General features: G+C 73.6%; 14 protein-coding genes. 9 read left to right on the forward strand and 5 right to left on the reverse strand.

Annotated features, from left to right (window positions below):
- Nucleotides 1-22 precede the first annotated feature (22 nt).
- A complete protein-coding gene (gene truA / locus ACIP4Z_RS18485) occupies nucleotides 23-895 on the forward strand; it encodes a tRNA pseudouridine(38-40) synthase TruA (protein ID WP_401309229.1) in 873 nt (290 codons plus the stop codon).
- Here truA and ACIP4Z_RS18490 read toward each other — a convergent pair.
- Nucleotides 885-2381, reverse strand: coding sequence for a hypothetical protein (locus ACIP4Z_RS18490; RefSeq protein WP_401309232.1), 1497 nt, complete (start codon nucleotides 2379-2381; stop codon nucleotides 885-887). The genes truA and ACIP4Z_RS18490 overlap by 11 nt on opposite strands.
- Nucleotides 2382-2529: 148 nt before the next feature.
- Between ACIP4Z_RS18490 and ACIP4Z_RS18495 the strand changes: the two genes are divergently transcribed.
- From ACIP4Z_RS18495 to glmM, 4 genes are all read left to right on the forward strand, one after another.
- Nucleotides 2530-4152, forward strand: a complete 1623-nt coding sequence (locus ACIP4Z_RS18495; protein WP_391050425.1) for an ATP-binding cassette domain-containing protein — start codon at nucleotides 2530-2532, stop codon at nucleotides 4150-4152.
- Nucleotides 4153-4461: 309 nt separating this feature from the next.
- Complete coding sequence (gene rplM, locus ACIP4Z_RS18500) at nucleotides 4462-4905, forward strand: 50S ribosomal protein L13 (RefSeq protein WP_355340175.1); 444 nt, start codon at nucleotides 4462-4464, stop codon at nucleotides 4903-4905.
- 39 nt (nucleotides 4906-4944) lie between these two features.
- Entirely contained in the window at nucleotides 4945-5460 is a 516-nt protein-coding gene (gene rpsI / locus ACIP4Z_RS18505; protein WP_188283331.1) for a 30S ribosomal protein S9, read from the forward strand.
- Nucleotides 5461-5710: 250 nt separating this feature from the next.
- The gene (glmM, locus tag ACIP4Z_RS18510; RefSeq protein ID WP_355340172.1) at nucleotides 5711-7069 is read left to right on the forward strand and encodes a phosphoglucosamine mutase; all 1359 of its coding nucleotides are present in this window, start codon (nucleotides 5711-5713) and stop codon (nucleotides 7067-7069) included.
- A gap of 31 nt (nucleotides 7070-7100) precedes the next feature.
- Here glmM and ACIP4Z_RS18515 read toward each other — a convergent pair whose 3' ends face one another.
- Both ACIP4Z_RS18515 and coaA read right to left on the reverse strand, forming a co-directional pair.
- Nucleotides 7101-8033, reverse strand: a complete 933-nt coding sequence (locus ACIP4Z_RS18515) for a DUF389 domain-containing protein (RefSeq protein WP_401309237.1) — start codon at nucleotides 8031-8033, stop codon at nucleotides 7101-7103.
- 79 nt (nucleotides 8034-8112) lie between these two features.
- Nucleotides 8113-9114: a type I pantothenate kinase gene (gene coaA, locus ACIP4Z_RS18520; protein ID WP_391050427.1), complete on the reverse strand. Its 1002-nt coding sequence runs from the start codon at nucleotides 9112-9114 to the stop codon at nucleotides 8113-8115.
- A gap of 158 nt (nucleotides 9115-9272) precedes the next feature.
- On the opposite strand from coaA, the gene ACIP4Z_RS18525 reads away from it, so the two are divergent.
- From ACIP4Z_RS18525 to ACIP4Z_RS18535, 3 genes are all read left to right on the forward strand, one after another.
- Entirely contained in the window at nucleotides 9273-9641 is a 369-nt protein-coding gene (locus tag ACIP4Z_RS18525; protein ID WP_355340163.1) for a holo-ACP synthase, read from the forward strand.
- A gap of 145 nt (nucleotides 9642-9786) precedes the next feature.
- Nucleotides 9787-11226 (forward strand): NAD(P)H-hydrate dehydratase, encoded by a 1440-nt coding sequence (locus ACIP4Z_RS18530; protein WP_401309241.1) that lies wholly within the window; start codon nucleotides 9787-9789, stop codon nucleotides 11224-11226.
- Nucleotides 11227-11820: 594 nt separating this feature from the next.
- Nucleotides 11821-13383 carry a M48 family metalloprotease gene (locus ACIP4Z_RS18535; protein WP_401309243.1) on the forward strand — a complete coding sequence of 521 codons (1563 nt, stop codon included), beginning with the start codon at nucleotides 11821-11823 and terminating at the stop codon, nucleotides 13381-13383.
- Between the two features lie 12 nt (nucleotides 13384-13395).
- Here ACIP4Z_RS18535 and ACIP4Z_RS18540 read toward each other — a convergent pair whose 3' ends face one another.
- Together ACIP4Z_RS18540 and ACIP4Z_RS18545 are read right to left on the reverse strand one after the other, a co-directional pair.
- On the reverse strand, nucleotides 13396-13764 hold the full coding sequence (locus tag ACIP4Z_RS18540) for a VOC family protein (RefSeq protein ID WP_401309246.1): 369 nt from the start codon (nucleotides 13762-13764) through the stop codon (nucleotides 13396-13398).
- 27 nt (nucleotides 13765-13791) lie between these two features.
- The gene (locus tag ACIP4Z_RS18545) at nucleotides 13792-14565 is read right to left on the reverse strand and encodes an SDR family oxidoreductase (RefSeq protein ID WP_401309249.1); all 774 of its coding nucleotides are present in this window, start codon (nucleotides 14563-14565) and stop codon (nucleotides 13792-13794) included.
- Between the two features lie 78 nt (nucleotides 14566-14643).
- Between ACIP4Z_RS18545 and ACIP4Z_RS18550 the strand changes: the two genes are divergently transcribed.
- Nucleotides 14644-15204: a TetR/AcrR family transcriptional regulator gene (locus ACIP4Z_RS18550; protein WP_355350359.1), complete on the forward strand. Its 561-nt coding sequence runs from the start codon at nucleotides 14644-14646 to the stop codon at nucleotides 15202-15204.
- Nucleotides 15205-15309: the final 105 nt, after the last annotated feature.

Raw genomic sequence — 15309 nt, forward strand, 5'->3', positions numbered from 1 at the left:
TCCCGCTGAGAGGAATGCGCGCGTGAGCGACGAGGTGGCGCCCGGCGCCGTACGGGTGCGGCTGGATCTGGCCTACGACGGTACGGACTTCTCCGGGTGGGCCAAGCAGCGCACCCGGCGGACCGTGCAGGGGGAGTTGGAGGCGGCGATCCCGACGGTGCTGCGGATGGCCGAGCCGGTGGAGCTGACCGTCGCGGGGCGCACCGACGCCGGGGTGCACGCGCGCGGGCAGGTGGCGCACGTGGACCTGCCCGCGGACGTGTGGGCGGCCGAGGGCGGCAATCTGCGCCGGCGGCTGGCCGGACGGCTGCCGTGGGACGTACGCGTCTGGGACGTCTCGGCGGCACCCGCCGGGTTCAACGCGCGGTTCTCGGCGGTCTGGCGGCGGTACGCCTACCGCGTCGGCGACCACCCCGGCGGTGTGGACCCGCTGCTGCGCGGCCACGTGCTGTGGCACGACCGTCCGGTGGACGTCGACCGGATGAACGCGGCGGCCGAACTCCTGCTCGGCGAGCACGACTTCGCCGCGTACTGCAAGAAGCGCGAGGGCGCCACGACCATCCGCACCCTGCTCGACCTGCGCTGGGAGCGTACGGCCGACGGTCTCGCGGTCGCCACGGTCCGCGCCGACGCCTTCTGCCACAACATGGTGCGCGCGCTGATCGGCGCGATGATCCTGGTCGGCGACGGCCACTGCCCGGTCGGCTTCCCCGGCGAGGTCCTGGCCGGGCGCGAGCGCCACTCCGCCGTCAAGGTCCTGCGCCCGCACGGCCTCACCCTGGAAGAGGTCGGCTACCCGGCGGACGACCAGCTGGCCGCCCGCTCGGTGGAGGCCCGCAACAGGCGGACCCTGCCGTGCGCCCCCGCCGCGCCCGCTGCCGCCGTTACGGGGTAGCGGCGCTCGCGGCGTCGCGGCCGCGCTGGATGACGCGCTGGAAGGCGAAGTCGGAGGCGTCGTTGGCGGCCTGCCTGGCGGTGGTGTCGGCCTTGGTGAGGGTCTTGCCGGTCTTGAAGCCGGAGATGGTGAAGTAGGCGTAGCGGCCGACGGCGTTGGACGTCATCTGGCAGGCGACGGCGTGGCAGAAGTCCTTGATGCCGCCGCCGTTGAGCGGGCCGAGGTAGTGGGCGGTCTTCTGCACCTTCGCCGCGTGGGCGGTGTCGTCGAAGACGGCGACGCCGACGGTGACGGCCACGCCGCCGCGTACGTAGGTGGCGCGGATCAGCTTGCGGCAGCCGTTGGCGGTGAGGGCGGCGGCCAGCTCGCTGCGGGCGCCGTCGGCGCACTTGGCGGTGGTGGCGGCGGCGGTCTGGGAGTAGACGTTGCCGCCGATCCGGAACTGCTTGCCGGGGAAGAGGCCGCCCACGGTGATCGGGGCGGTGTCCTTGGCGGGGGTGGAGATGAAGTCCAGCGGGTTGGGCGGCGGCGGGGGAGCGACCGAGGAGAACGAGGGCGCGGGCGGCAGCGGCGACTGCGACGTGGCGCCGCTGGTGGCTGAGGACGGCCCGGCCACCGGCTCGTCGTCCGAGCCGCCCGACATGACGACGGCGGTGGCGACGCCGCCCGCTATCACCGCGACGGCGACGATCCCGCCGCCGAGCATCATCAGCTTGCGCCGCTTGGCACCGCTGGCGGCCTGCTGCTCGGCGAGCGCGCCCCAGTCGGGTGTCCCGGCCGAGGGCGGGCCGCCCGGCCCTGAGGCGGGCGTGTGCGCCCCTTGCCGACGCTGTCCCGCGCCGCGCTGCTGGCGCGGGAAGGGCTGACGGTGGGTGCCCATGCCGGGCGCGCCCTGCGGGGCGCCCTGGGGGCTCTGCGACGGGCTTCGGGGTGCGCCCTGGGCGGGGGCCTGGGGCGTGCTCCGGGGCGCGGTCTGGGCGGCCGGCCGCGGGCCTGTCGGGCCGGTGGGCCGCGCGGGGGCGGGGCCGGGCGGCGGCGCGGGAGCCGCGGGGGTCTCGGCGGCACCCGGCGCCGCGGCGGCGGGCGGCAGCGAGGCGTGCGGCCGGGCCGCGCCCTGGCCGGGGACGCCGGGCCGTACCTGGTACGCGCCCGGCTGCTCGGCCTGCGGCGACCACGCGGGACCGGAGGACGGCGCCTGCGGCTGCGACTGTCCGGGCTCGTGGCGGAACCCGCGCCGCGGGTCGTCCGCGTAGCCCCCCGGCGGCCCGGCCGGCTGGTCGGCGGCCGGCCCCGACGGCGGCTGCGGGCCCTGCGGCGCCTGCGCGTCGTACGGCGACGGCTGCTGCGGTGGTGCCTGGGCGGCGGCGTGGCGCGGCTGGGGCCGAGAGGGGATGACGCGTCCCTCAAGGACCTCGCGCTCGCCCTCGGGGGCGCTCGTGGGGGGTTCCTGCGGAGGCTGCGGCTGCTGTCCGGGCCCATCAGTCATGCCGCGCATCATATTGCCGGTCAGGCCGCGCACATATTCCGGTGAACACACCGGTGAACACACCGGAGAACGCACCGGTGAACGCGCCGGTGGAGACCTCACGAAAACGAGTTGGGGCGGATCGCGCCCCACAGGGAGAATCCAGGACATGGGACATGTGGAAGCAGCGCACTTGGAGTACTACCTGCCGGATGGGCGGGCGCTGCTCGGCGACGTCTCGTTCCGTGTGGGTGACGGCGCCGTGGTCGCGCTGGTCGGCGCCAACGGCGCGGGCAAGACCACGCTGCTGCGGCTGATCTCCGGCGAGATCAAGCCGCACGGCGGCACGGTCACGGTCAGCGGCGGCCTCGGGGTGATGCGGCAGTTCGTCGGCAGCGTCCGCGACGACCGCACCGTACGTGACCTGCTGGTGTCCGTCGCGCACCCGCGGATCCGGACCGCCGCCAAGGCGGTCGACGCGGCCGAGCTGGCGATCATGGCGCAGGACGACGAACCGGCGCAGATGGCGTACGCGCACGCCCTGGCCGAATGGGCCGAGGCGCGCGGCTACGAGGCCGAGACCCTGTGGGACATGTGCACGATGGCCGCGCTCGGCGTGCCGTACGAGCGGGCGCAGTGGCGCGAGGTGAAGACGCTCTCGGGCGGTGAGCAGAAACGGCTGGTTCTGGAGGCCCTGCTGCGCGGCCCCGACGAGACGCTGCTGCTCGACGAGCCGGACAACTACCTGGACGTACCGGGCAAGCGCTGGCTGGAGGAGCAGCTCGCCCTCACCAAGAAGACCGTGCTGTTCGTCAGCCACGACCGGGAGCTGCTGGCCCGCAGCGCGCAGAAGATCGTCGCCGTCGAGACCGGCCCGGCCGGGTCCACGGTGTGGGTGCACGGCGGCGGTTTCGACACCTTCCACGAGGCCCGCAAGGAGCGCTTCGCGCGCTTCGAGGAGCTGCGGCGGCGCTGGGAGGAGGAGCACGCCAAGCTCAAGGCGATGGTGCTGCGGCTGCGCCAGCAGGCGGCGAACAGCCCCGACATGGCGTCCCGCTACCACGCGGCGCAGACCCGGCTGAAGCGGTTCGAGGACGCGGGCGCCCCGCAGGAGCCGCCGCGCGAGCAGGACATCCGGATGCGGCTGCGCGGCGGACGTACCGGCGTACGGGCGGTGACCTGCGAGAAGCTGGAGCTGACCGGTCTGATGAAGCCGTTCGACCTGGAGGTCTACTACGGCGAGCGGGTCGCGGTGCTCGGCTCCAACGGCTCGGGGAAGTCGCACTTCCTGCGGCTGCTCGCCGGGGACGGGAGCGTCGCGCACACCGGGACGTTCAAGCTCGGCGCGCGGGTGGTGCCCGGCCACTTCGCGCAGACCCACGCGCACCCGGAACTGCTCGGCCGCACCCTGGTCGACATCCTGTGGGGCGACCACGCGCACGACCGGGGCCGCGCCATGGGCGTCCTGCGGCGGTACGAGCTGGAGCGGCAGGGCGACCAGCCCTTCGACAAGCTCTCCGGCGGGCAGCAGGCCCGCTTCCAGATCCTGCTCATGGAGCTGGCCGGGACCACCGCGCTGCTGCTGGACGAGCCCACGGACAACCTCGACCTGGAGAGCGCCGAGGCCCTCCAGGAGGGCCTGGAGTCGTACGACGGCACGGTGCTCGCGGTGACGCACGACCGGTGGTTCGCGCGCAGTTTCGACCGCTATCTGGTCTTCGGGTCCGACGGTCTGGTCAGGGAGTCCACCGAGCCGGTCTGGGACGAGCGGCGGGTCGAGCGCAAGCGGTAGGGCCCGGCGGACGCCCGGTCCCCACGGGTCCCGAACGGCCCCTCCCGGCCCGGGAATCCGACGCGTTTTGACCCGTACGGGGGCGCGCGGGTATTCTTCGATGTCGTTATGCGTATTGGCTTGCTCTATCTCACGTGAGGGGCCCTTACGCCGGTCCACCGGGCCGATGACCAGCGGCAGGCAGACGGGTTGCGTCCCCGAATGCCGCCAGGGCTGGCCTGATCGTCCGGGTGGCCTTGTACAAGGACCCGTTTCCCCGGCCCCTCACGGGCTCGTGGAGACACCATCACTGAAGAAGCGAAGGCGACCGTGCGTACGTTCAGCCCCAAGCCCGGCGATGTCACCCGCCAGTGGCACGTAATCGACGCGCAGGACGTTGTCCTGGGCCGTCTGGCCACCCAGGCCGCGACCCTCCTGCGGGGCAAGCACAAGCCCATCTACGCCCCGCACGTCGACACCGGTGACTTCGTCATCATCATCAACGCCGACAAGGTGCACCTGTCGGGCAACAAGAAGACCCAGAAGATGGCGTACCGCCACTCCGGGTACCCGGGCGGCCTGCGCTCCGTGCGCTACGACGAGCTGCTCGACAAGAACCCGGAGAAGGCCGTGGAGAAGGCCATCAAGGGCATGCTCCCGAAGAACACCCTGGGCCGTCAGATGCTCTCGAAGCTGAAGGTCTACTCGGGCGACCAGCACCCGCACGCTGCCCAGCAGCCGGTGCCGTTCGAGATCACCCAGGTCGCGCAGTAGTACCGGCCACCAGCTACCAGAAAGAATCTGAGGAGAATCGTGGCTGAGACCACTGCCGAGACCGTCGTCGAGGGTGAAGAGACCTTCGAGGAGATCACGACCTTCGAGTCCGAGACCCCCGAGTCGGAGTACACCTCCGAGTCGCTCGCCTCGCGCTTCGGCGACCCGCAGCCGGCCGCCGGCACCGGCCGCCGCAAGCAGTCCATCGCCCGTGTCCGGATCGTTCCGGGCAGCGGCAAGTGGAAGATCAACGGCCGCACCCTTGAGGGCTACTTCCCCAACAAGGTGCACCAGCAGGAAGTCAACGAGCCCTTCAAGGTGCTCGAGCTGGACAACCGGTACGACGTCGTGGCCCGCATCAGCGGCGGCGGCATCTCCGGCCAGGCCGGTGCCCTGCGCCTGGGCGTCGCCCGCGCGCTCAACGAGGCGGACGTGGACAACAACCGCGGCCCGCTGAAGAAGGCCGGCTTCCTGACCCGTGACGACCGCGCGGTCGAGCGGAAGAAGGCCGGTCTGAAGAAGGCCCGCAAGGCCCCGCAGTTCAGCAAGCGCTAAGTCGCCTCCGGCGCGGGAACCAAACCCGCGCCGGGCGCATCGAACGCCTCGGAGACACTTTGTGCCTCCGAGGCGTTCGCATTCCTGGGAATCGGCACATTTGTCTGTTGATATGGCTCTGAGCCCTGGATGGTGGAGCCATGTCCCCGCACCGGGGGCGCGGACCGCGGGGCACGGGAGGCCCGGCGGCGCAGGGATCGTCGCGTCCCGGGACGGCCGCACGACCGCACGGATCATCGGAGGAAACACTGTGGGACGACTCTTCGGCACCGACGGCGTGCGGGGCATGGCCAACGCCGACCTCACCGCCGAGCTTGCTCTCGGCCTGTCGGTCGCGGCGGCACACGTGCTCGGCGAAGCGGGCAGCTTCGCGGGCCACCGGCCGGTGGCGGTCGTGGGGCGCGACCCGCGCGCCTCGGGCGAATTCCTGGAGGCGGCCGTCGTGGCGGGCCTCGCGAGCGCGGGCGTGGACGTCCTGCGGGTCGGTGTGCTGCCCACCCCGGCGGTGGCGTATCTCACCGGCGCGCTGGGCGCCGACCTCGGCGTGATGCTCTCCGCGAGCCACAACGCGATGCCGGACAACGGCGTGAAGTTCCTGGCGCGCGGCGGCCACAAGCTCGACGACGAGCTGGAGGAGCGGATCGAGGCGATCTACGAGGAGCACCGCACCGGCGCCCCCTGGAACCGCCCGACCGGCGGCGGCGTCGGCCGGGTCCGCGACTACGACGAGGGCTTCGACCAGTACGTGGCCCACCTCATCGCGGTGCTGCCCAACCGCCTCGACGGCCTGAAGGTCGTCCTGGACGAGGCGCACGGCGCGGCCTCCCGCGTCTCGCCCGAGGCGTTCTCGCGCGCCGGTGCCGAGATCATCACCATCGGCGCCCAGCCCGACGGGCTCAACATCAACGACGGCTGCGGCTCCACCCACCTGGAGCTGCTGAAGGCCGCCGTGGTCGAGCACGGCGCCGACTTCGGCATCGCGCACGACGGCGACGCCGACCGCTGCCTGGCCGTCGACGCCACCGGTGAGGAGGTCGACGGCGACCAGATCCTCGCGATCCTCGCCCTGTCGCTGCGCGAGCGCGGCGCCCTGCGCGAGAACACCGTCGTCGGCACCGTGATGTCCAACCTCGGCTTCAAGCTGGCGATGGAACGCGAAGGCATCGAGATGGTGCAGACCGCCGTCGGCGACCGCTACGTCCTGGAAGCGATGAAGGAGCACGGGTACGCGCTCGGCGGCGAGCAGTCCGGGCACGTCATCGTGCTCGACCACGCCACCACCGGCGACGGCACCCTGACCGGTCTGCTGCTGGCCGCCCGCGTCGCCGCCACCAAGCGCACCCTGGCCGACCTGGCCGGGGTCATGGTGCGGCTGCCGCAGGTGCTGGTCAATGTGCCGGACGTCGACAAGAGCCGGGTCGACTCCACGCCCGAGCTGCTGACCGCCGTCGCCGAGGCCGAGACCGAGCTGGGCACCACCGGCCGGGTCCTGCTGCGGCCCTCCGGCACCGAGCCGCTGGTGCGCGTGATGGTCGAGGCCGCCGACATCGACCACGCCCAGTCCGTCGCCGGGCGGCTGGCCGACGTCGTCAAGTCCACCCTGGGCTGAGCCGCCCCGCGCGGGGGCCGACCGTACGTCGTCAGGCGGCGGGTACGTGCCGCTTCGCCCAGAGCCACTTCTGGGCGAGCAGCGTCAACGTGCCCGCCACCGCGATGCCCGCCAGGTTGATCACGAGCTGCAAGGTGGAACCCCACGCCTCGCCCCAGGCCCCGTAGCTGATCCCCAGGGCGGCGTTCGCGGCGGCCGGCACCGTCGTCACCGAGATCGCCACACCCACCAGCGCGCCCGACTTGGACGAGGTCAGGGAGAGGATTCCGGCGATCCCGGCGAGGAACGCGACGACGAACGAATCCCACGTCGGCTGCCAGATGAACTCCGTCGCCGGGTGCGGCGCGTCGAACCGCGCCTGCGTGAACAGCCCGAACAGGCTCATCAGATCGCTGAACCCGCCGGTGATCAGCATCGCCACCGGGAAGCCGATCAGCAGCGCCGCCACCGACCGCCCCACCAGGCGGCGCTGACGCCGCACCACCCCCGTACAGATCCCGGCCAGCGGCCCGAACTCCGGCCCGACCACCATCGCGCCGACGATCAGGATCGAGCTGTCCAGCATCACGCCGTACGCGGCCAGCATCGTCGCCACCGTCAGGAACGCGATGTACGTGACCGTCAGCGTCGACTCCTCGTGCGTCTCCTCGACCAGCGACTCCCACAGCACCGCGTCCGCGCCCTCGCCCGGCGCGTCCTCCTCGGCCTTCTCCGCGCTCGTCGACAGCGTCAGGTCGATGTTCTCGACCGCGATCGAACCGGTCTCCGCCACGCCCAGCTCACGCAGCCCGGCCAGCAGGCCGTCGGCCGCCTCCCGCGCCACGTCGCAGGTCAGCACGTCACCGAGCGGGTCGTACGCGGCGCCGCGCATCACCGTCAGATGGGTGGCGCCGAGGGTCGCGCCGACCAGTCGCGCGACCTCCTCGGTGCGGTCGGCGGGCACGATCATCCGCAGGTGCAGCACGGCGGGGCTCCCGTTTCCTCGACATCTGGCGGCCGCGTCGGGCGAGCCGCGTCATGTGACCGGCGCCGGGTGACCGGCGTCAGAGCTTGCGCAGCGACAGGCGCTGCACCTTGTGCCCCGGTCCCTTGCGGAGCACCAGCGTCGCCCGGCTGCGGGTGGGCAGCACATTCTGCTGCAAGTTGGGCTGATTGACGGTGCGCCACATCAGCCGGGCGTACTCCAGCGCCTCGTCCTCCGAGACCTGGGTGTACTTGCGGAAGTACGAGTGCGGGTCCTGGAAGGCCGTCTCGCGCAGTTTCCTGAACCGTCCCAGGTACCACTGCTCGATGTCCTCGGTGCGCGCGTCCACGTACACGCTGAAGTCGAAGTGGTCGGCCAGGCCGATCCTCGTCCTGCCGTCCTTGCCGGGCAGCGCCGGCTGGAGGACGTTCAGGCCCTCCACGATGAGGATGTCCGGGCGGCGCACCGTCAGCGTCTCGCCGGGCACGATGTCGTAGATCAGGTGCGAGTAGACCGGCGCGGTGACCTCGTCGCGGCCGGCCTTCACGTCCGCCACGAAGCGGGTCAGCGCGCGGCGGTCGTACGACTCGGGGAAGCCCTTGCGGGACATCAGGCCGCGCCGGTGCAACTCCGCGTTGGGCAGCAGGAAGCCGTCGGTGGTGACCAGTTCGACCCGCGGGTGCTCGGGCCAGCGGGCCAGCAGCGCCTGGAGCAGCCGGGCCGTGGTCGACTTGCCCACCGCCACACTGCCCGCCACCCCGATCACGAACGGCGTCCCCGGCTGCGCGTGGTGCCCTCCCCCTGCCTTCGGCGGAGGCGCCCCCACCGCGTCCCCCAGGAAGGTGTTCAGCGCGCCGCGCAGCCGGTTGTGCGCGGCCACGTACAGATTCAGCAGCCGGGACAGCGGCAGATAGACGTCCACCACCTCGTCCAGGTCGATCACGTCGCCCAGGCCGCGCAGCCGCTCCACCTCCTCGGCGGTCAGCGGCAGCGGTGTGCGCTCGCGCAGCGCACTCCACTCCTCGCGGGTCAGGTCGACATAGGGGCTGGTCGCGGCTGGGGTCGTCGGCACGGGCCCCATTGTCCAGACGTGCGTGTACGGAGCGCGGGCGGGGGGTGCGGCGCGCGGGCGGGGTGCGGCGCGCGGCCGGGGGTGCGCGTGCGGGCGGGGGCACGGCGGGTGGGGGCACGGCCTAAGCTGGCCGGCATGAACGGCACGTCGGGCGAAGGGGATGGCCAGTGATCGTCGGGGTCGGGATCGACGTCGCCGAGATCGACCGCTTCGCCGCCGCCCTGGAGCGCACGCCCGGCATGGCCGACCGGCTCTTCCTCCCCGGCGAACTGCTGCTGCCGACCGGCGAGCGGCGCGGTGTCGCCTCGCTGGCCGCCCGGTTCGCGGCCAAGGAAGCGCTCGCCAAGGCCCTGGGCGCTCCCGCCGGGCTGCACTGGCTCGACGCCGAGATCACCACGGAGCCGTCCGGCCGGCCCCGGCTGACCGTCACCGGGACCGTGGCCGCGCGGGCCGCGGAGCTGGGGGTACGCGGCTGGCACGTCTCCCTCAGCCATGACGCCGGGGTCGCGTCCGCGGTGGTCATCGCGGAGGGCTGACCCGCGGGCGGGTGCGCCGGGCGCGTCCGGTGCGCCTGGTCGGGGGGCTGGGTGCGCCGGTCCGCCTGGTCGGGGGGCTGGGTGCGCGCCGGGCGCGTAGTGTCCGTTGAGGCTGTTTTCGTCGAGCCCTGCCGGAGGACTTTCCATGAGGTACGCGCACGCGGTGGAGACCGTACGGGCCGCCGAGGGCGAGTTGATGGCCCGGCTGCCCGAGGGCGCGCTCATGCAGCGCGCGGCGGCCGGGCTCGCGGCGGCGTGCCGGGACCTGCTCGGGCGTACGTACGGCGCGCGCGTCGTCGTCCTCGCCGGGAGCGGCGACAACGGCGGTGACGCGCTGTACGCCGGTGCCCGGCTGGCCCGCCGCGGCGCCGCCGTGCACGCCGTGCTGCTGGCCCCCGAACGCGCCCACCGCGGGGGCCTCGCCGCCCTGCTGGCCGCCGGGGGCCGCGCCGCCGCCGCGGCGGACGCCGAGGCGCTGATCGGGCGGGCCGACCTCGTGCTCGACGGGATCGTCGGCATCGGCGGCAAGGGCGGGCTGCGGCCCGGCGCCGTACCGCTCGCCGAGGCCGCCGGGGCCTCCCGCGCCCTCGTCGTCGCCGTCGACCTGCCCAGCGGCGTCGACGCCGACACCGGGGAAGTCCTCGGGGACGCCGTGCACGCCGACGCGACCGTCACCTTCGGTACGTACAAGCCGGGGCTGCTCGTCGACCCGGCCGCCACCTTCGCCGGGGCGCCCCGGCTCGTCGACATCGGCCTCGGGCCGTACCTCGGCGAACCCGAACTGGAGGCGCTCCAGCACGCGGACGTCGCCGCCGCGCTGCCGCGGCCGGGGGAGTCGAGCGACAAGTACCGGCGCGGTGTCGTCGGCGTCGTCGCCGGGTCCGGGCGGTATCCGGGGGCCGCCGTCCTCGCCGTCTCCGGCGCGCTGCGGGGCGGCGCCGGGGCGGTGCGCTACGTCGGGCCCGGCGGCGACGCCGTGCTCGCCCGGCACCCCGAGGTGCTGGTGTCCACCGGGTCCCCGCACAGCGCCGGGCGCGTTCAGTCCTGGGTGGTCGGGCCCGGCATCGGCGACTCCCCGGAGGCGCGGCAGGCCGTCACCGACGTGCTCGCCACCTCGGTGCCGGTCCTCGTCGACGCCGACGCCTTGCGCTTCCTCTCGCCCGCCGCCGTACGGGAGCGGAGCGCCCCCACCGTCCTCACCCCGCACGCCGGGGAGGCCGCCGCGCTGCTCGGCTGGGCGCGGGAGGAGGTCGAGGCGCGGCGCCTCGACGCCGTGCGGGGGCTGGCCGGGCGGTTCGGTGCCACCGTTCTGCTCAAGGGGGCCACCACGTTGGTGGCTTCGCCGTCGCCCCGGGCGCCCGTTCGCGTCAATCCGACGGGGGTCGCGTGGCTGGCGACGGCGGGGAGTGGGGACGTGCTGTCCGGGCTTACGGGGTCGTTGCTCGCGGCGGGGCTTGCGCCGATGGACGCGGCTGCTTGTGGGGCGTACCTGCATGGGCTCGCTGCGCGGCTGGGGTCGGGGGGAGCGCCGCTTGCGGCGTTGGATGTGGCCGCCGCCGTTCCCACTGCGTGGCGCAGCCTTTAGCTTGTCTTGCCCGCCCTCCCCCTACCTTCGGCGGGGGGACCCCCATGCCGTGCGGGTGCTTTTTCGTCTGCGGGTGCCGCTTGTGCCTGGTCGGTGCCGGTCCGGGGCACCTCCTCGGGCGACGAACGTGTCCGCACTTCGAAGACGTCCAGCCCTTGTCTGTTCGTCCCCCTGCGGGGGCACCCCGGCCCGTCCCCTCCCGGTACGTCGGCGTCCGCCCGCCGGTGGGGGTTGCGGAGGGGGGTGGGTGGGCTTGGGTACGTCGGTGTCCGACGGTCCGTGGGGGTTGCCGGGCGGGGTGGGTGGGCTTGGGTACGTCGGCGTCCGCCTGTCCGTGGGGGTGGGCGGAGGGGGTGGGTGGGGGTGCGGCTGCTTCCGGTGCGTCGGCGGCCGACGGTCCGGTGGGGGTGGGCGGGGTGCTCGTCCGGGGGCGGGGGCAGGTGAGGCGGGGGATCGGGGGGGGGCTTGGGGTGGGGGGTAGGATCTGCGGGCCTTGTCGGGGTGTGCCGGTGGGGGTGGGCTGGTCCTGTGGGGGGATTGTCGATGACGTTCCGGCTGCGTGCTGTGCGCGCGTTGGTGTTGCTGGTCGGGTTCGTGTTGTTGGGGTTTGTGCTGTTGGCGGCGATGGCGGCGCTGGACTGGCTGCTGGTGACGCGGTGGTTCGCGGCGGGGGCGGCGTGGTTCGAGGGCACGATTTTGATGGTCACGGCGTTGGTGGCGGTGGCGATCGTGCGGGGGATGCTGGCGTTTCTGCGGGCCGGGCGGCTGGGGTCGGAGCCGGGCGGGGTGGCGGTCACGGCGCAGGAGCAGCCCGAGTTGTGGGAGCAGGTGCGGGCGGCGGCGGAGGTGGCGGGGGAGCGGGCGCCGGACGAGCTGTACCTGGTTTCCGAGGTCAACGCGGGGGTGGCGGAACAGAGCCGTCTGCTGGGCCTGTTGCCGGGGCGGCGCCGTCTGCTGCTGGGCCTGCCGCTGCTCGCGGGGCTGACCGTGCCCCGGCTGCGGGCCGTTCTGGCGCATGAGTTCGGCCACTACGGCAATCGCGACACCCGGCTCGGCGGCCTCACCCTGCGCGGCCGGGCGGCCGTACTGCACACGGTGGAGGTGTTCAGCGAGGGCACCACGCGGATGCATTACGTGGTCGGCGCCGTCTACGTCGGCTACGCCCGGATGTTCCTGCGGACCTCGCAGTCCGTCGCCCGCCAGCAGGAGTTCGCCGCCGATGAGTCGGCCGCCCGGTACGCGGGCCGTGACGCGACGGTCGGCGCACTGCGCGCCATGCCGGTCATCGACGCCGCGTACGACCACTACGTGGACACGTACGCCGGGATGGGCGGCCCCGTGGGGGCGCTGCCTCCGGTCGGCGAGGTCCTCGGCGGATTCTCGCGACTGCTCGCCGCCCGGCCGGGGGAGAGGCTCGCCGCGCTCGCGGACGGTCGGCGTCCGCCGAAGCCGCACCCGTACGACTCCCACCCGCCGCTCCAGGACCGGATAGCCCGGATCGAGCGGCTGCCCGCCGACGGTGCGACGGATGAAGGTGAGGGGGAGGCGAACGCGCTGTCCCTGCTGCGGGACCAGAGCCAGGTGTTCGCCGCTCTGGAGGCGCGCACGCTGCCCCCGGAGGCGGCCGAGCGCCCGCGTCTGGCCTGGGACGACCTGGTCATGGCCCGCGCCTCAGCGGATGCCGAGGGCTGGTCCCGACCGCTGCTGCTCGCGGTCGCCAGGGCGCTGCGCGCGGAGTCGCCGGACCAGGACGGCGCGGCCCGTACGTCCCGCCGCGCGTCCTCCGAGACGGTGACGGACACCGATCTGCCCACCCTGGAGGACGTGCTCGACGCCTTCGACCACGGCCTGCTGTGGATGGCGGTCGCCGACCGTATCCCCAAGCCGCCGCAGGCGGGCCGCCTGACCGGCGCGTCGGCGCGCAACTTCATCCGGCCCGTGGTCTTCGACGGGCTGGCCGGTCTCATCCAGCTCCGTCTCATCGAGTCCGGCCTCGCCGCCCCCGACATCGCCTGGGCGGGCCGCCCCGGACTTGTTCTCCCGCCGGCCTGGGAGAACGGCATGGACGACGCCATCGACGCGGCCATCGCCGACACGCCCGACACGGCCCCCCTCCGCACGCTCCTCGCCGCCGCCGACCGGGAGGTCGTCCCGTAGCCGTGGCGGGGGTCAGGCCGGGCGAACGCAGAAGGGGTGCCCGGCCGGACTGGCGTAGACCCGGGCACCCTCGCGGTCGGCGGGGCCGACATCGCCGGTCGGCCGCAGTCGGCGGCCGCCGGCCGCGAGCACCCGCGTGTCGGCGCTCTCCATGTCGTCCGTCGCGAGGTCGAAGTGCATCTGCTGGGAGGTCCCGTCGGGCCACCGCGGCATGACATGCCCCGGAACCCGCTGGACCACGAGCACGGGGAATCCGTCGCTGCGCAGGAAGTGGTGCGTGGCCGTCCGGGTGACCGAGCCGCCGAGCAGGCGGTGCCAGAACGCGCCTTCGCTCTCCGGGTCCGCGGCGTCCACGATCAGTGACGTCAGGCTGAAGGTCACGGTGTCTCTCCTCGGAATCGCTGGGGCTCAGACGGTGGGGATGATGCCGCCGTCGACCCTGAACTGGGCGCCGGTGAGCCATTTGGCGCGGTCGGACGCGAGGAACGCGATCATCTCGGCGACGTCCTCGGGTTCGCCGGGCCGTCCCATCGGCAGCTTCAGGTGCTCCACGATCCGCTGCGTGACGTCGTCGACGCCGATGCCCTCACTGTCGGCCATCCGCCGGAGGTGGCCGGCGGCTCCCTCGGTGACGACGAAGCCCGGCAGCACGCACACCACGCGTACGCCGTGGCCGCCCACTGCCGTCGCCAGTTCGCGGCTGTAGGCGTTGAGCGCCGCCTTCGACGCGGCGTACGACGCCTCGGCGGGCTGGGGGAGGTGGCTGGCGATGGACGAGACGTGCACCACGACGCCCGAGCCGCGCTCGACCATCCCCGGAACCAACGCCCGGTCGAGCCGGACCGCGCTGAGCAGATTCATCTCCAGGTCGGCGAGCCACGACGCGTCGGACCGCTCCAGAGTCGGCATCGGCCCGGTCGCGGCTCCCGCGTTGTTCACCAGGACGTCAACGCCTCCGACGCTGTCCAGCACGCGCTGCCCCAGCTCCCGCACCCCCTCCTCGGACCGCAGGTCGGCCGGGATGAAGGCGGCGTCCAGGTCGTCCGGCGGCGCGGTGCGCGAGGCCGTCAGCACCGTGGCGCCCGCGGCGGCGAAGCGGCGGGCCGTCGCCTCCCCGAGCCCTCGGCTGCCGCCGGTCACCAGCACACGCAGGCCGTCAAGCCCCTCGTTCTCGATCGGCACGGACGTTCTCCCCAGTAAAGTGAACCCGACTCCGGAAACTGTACACAAGCGGAGTCCGATTCACCTTATGGGGGACTGTTGCCGTCACCACGCCCGTTGCGCGCCGACGCCCGCCGCAACCGCGAAGCGCTCCTCGCCGCCGCGCGCGAAGCACTCCTCTCCGACGACGACGCCCACGTCGAGGAGATCGCCCGCCGTGCCGGTGTGGCCGTCGGCACGCTGTACCGCCACTTCGACACCCGCGAAGCCCTTGTCGCCGACGTGTACCGCCAAGAGGTCGCCGACCTCTGCGCGGCCCCCTCCCGGCTGCTCGCCCAGCACGCCCCCGACGAAGCCCTGCGCGCCTTCCTCCTGCTGCTCGTGGAGCACGCGGCGGTCGGCCGCGGCATGGGCGAAGTGCTGGAGAGCATCATGGCGACCGACTCGCCCGTCTTCGACGACACCCGCGCCGAGATGGCCCGTGCCCTGGACCACCTCCTCACCGCCGGCGCCGCCGCCGGCCTCATCCGCGAGGACGTCAGCGGCCGCCTCCTCCTCCGCGCCCTCGGCGGCATCTGCGGCCTGCGCTCCGAAGGCTGGCAGGACGACGCCGTACGCATCGCCTCACTCCTCTACAACGGCCTCCGCCTCCCCACCTAGCGCCTGTCCGGCGGATCACGAACGGCCCCTGCGACCCCTGCCCCGCCCGGCCCCACTGACGGGCACCCGTAGCCGTACGCCACCAGCCCACCCACCCCCTCCGCC

The organism is Streptomyces sp. NPDC088910 (genome assembly GCF_044749865.1).
Taxonomy (GTDB): domain Bacteria; phylum Actinomycetota; class Actinomycetes; order Streptomycetales; family Streptomycetaceae; genus Actinacidiphila.

Excerpts from the sequence above, each read along its gene's own strand:
- ACIP4Z_RS18490 (WP_401309232.1), bottom strand. The coding sequence starts at position 2,381 with ATGACTGATGGGCCCGGACAGCAGCCGCAGCCTCCGCAGGAACCCCCC.
- ACIP4Z_RS18530 (WP_401309241.1), top strand. The coding sequence starts at position 9,787 with ATGAGGTACGCGCACGCGGTGGAGACCGTACGGGCCGCCGAGGGCGAG.
- coaA (WP_391050427.1), bottom strand. The coding sequence starts at position 9,114 with ATGGGGCCCGTGCCGACGACCCCAGCCGCGACCAGCCCCTATGTCGAC.
- ACIP4Z_RS18495 (WP_391050425.1), top strand. The coding sequence starts at position 2,530 with ATGGGACATGTGGAAGCAGCGCACTTGGAGTACTACCTGCCGGATGGG.